The 1,504-nt window shown below is 76.7% G+C and carries 2 protein-coding genes; both read right to left on the bottom strand.

Features of this window, described 5'->3' with window-relative positions:
* The coding region (locus ACFU99_RS43355) for a hypothetical protein (RefSeq protein ID WP_384404226.1) at positions 1–337 on the bottom strand (337 nt) is incomplete at its 3' end.
* 4 nt (positions 338–341) lie between these two features.
* Positions 342–1,472, bottom strand: coding sequence for an SDR family oxidoreductase (locus ACFU99_RS43350; RefSeq protein ID WP_384404223.1), 1,131 nt, complete (start codon positions 1,470–1,472; stop codon positions 342–344).
* Positions 1,473–1,504 lie beyond the last annotated feature (32 nt).

Genomic DNA, 1,504 nt, shown 5'->3' with positions numbered 1-1,504 from the left:
GCGTCCGGTGCCAGTGGCCCGCCGCCGCCGCGTCGGCGGCGGCCACCGCCGCGTACCGCATCCGGTCCGCCGCCGCGCCGGGGTCGCCGAGCGCGGGAAAGGCCGCCGCGGAACGTTCGAGAACCGTCCGCAGCAGCGCGACCTCGGGCACCGGACCGGCGCAGACCAGCGCCGCCCCGATCGCCAGACTGGTCCGGGGGTGGCTGTCCCGGTACCCCGCCAGCCCCGCGTCGGAGAGCAGAACCGCCCCGGCGGCCGGCTCTGATCCCCGCCGCTGCCTCGGCCAACGGGCCGTACTCCGCCAGGAAGTCCGCGCCCCCTCCCGCGTCCCCTCCACAGCCCTACACCGCCGCCTGCCGGTGCGCGCCGGCCCGGTCGAAGGCGCGGCTGAGGTAGTCCGCGTCCACGTCCGGCGGCTCGGGGAGGTCGCCGACGTCCTCGCGGAGGTGGGTCCGGTCGTACGTGCGGTGCTGGGCGCCGAAGTCGAGGAAGTGGCCTGCGTGTTCGATGACGAGGGACTCGTGGCGGGAGGGGTTGCGCACGGTCGGGACGACGGCCAGGCGCAGGCCGGGGTAGAGGGTGCGCAGGGCGTCGCGGGCCGCGGGGAAGGCGACCTCGCGGGGGTGGGTGACGTGCACGGTGCGTACGCCGCAGCCGGTGCGGGCGCGGGCGGCGGCGGCCACGCGCACCATGGCCTCGGCGGCGTAGTCGGCCTGGAGGAGATTCATGGCGCCGTTCGGGTCGCCCTGGAGCCGCAGGGGCAGGACGCCGCCGCGCAGGGGCAGTCCGGGCATCGGGCCGGTGCGGGGGCGGAGGGTGTCGTCGACGAGCCGGGCCACGTAGTCCAGCGGCTGCGCGGGCAGTCCGGCGGGGGCCGGGCGGTCGGCGACCAGGAGGCTGGGGCGGGCGATGACGGCGCGGCGGCCCTTCGCCGCGGTCCAGGCGCGGATCATGCGCTCCGCGGTGTACTTCGTCTCCTCGTACCGGGTGTGGAAGCCGTCGGCGTCGCTGAGGTCGTCCTCCATGATGTGGCCCGCGTCCCGCCGGCCGGCGACGAAGGCGGTGCTCACGTACACGAGGTGGGCGTCCGGGGCGCGTTCGGCCAGGTCCAGGACGGCGCGGGTGCCGCGGACGTTGGTGCTGAACAGCTCCGACTCGTCGCCCGCGAGGTGGAGCCGGGCGGCGCAGTGCCACACCTCGCGGGCGCCGTCGGCGGCTTCGGCGAGCTGCTCGGGCGTCAGTCCCAGTGCCGGCCGGGTCAGGTCGGCGCTCACGTAGCGCAGCCGCCGCCACGCGTCCGGGGCCACGGGCGGGCCGTCGAGCCAGGCGACGGCGGCCTCGACGCGCTCACGCAGGGTGTCCGGGGAGCCGCGGCCGAGGACCGCGACGGGTTCGCGCGTCTCCTCGGCGAGCAGGTGCCGCAGGACGCGGCTGCCCAGGAATCCGCTTGCTCCTGTGATGACGACTGACACAGCGCGCTCCTCTGCGATTTCTTGCCCTCGGG

The organism is Streptomyces sp. NPDC057654 (genome assembly GCF_042800135.1).
Classification (GTDB): Bacteria; Actinomycetota; Actinomycetes; order Streptomycetales; family Streptomycetaceae; genus Streptomyces.
This window is presented reverse-complemented; position numbering and strand designations above follow the sequence as displayed.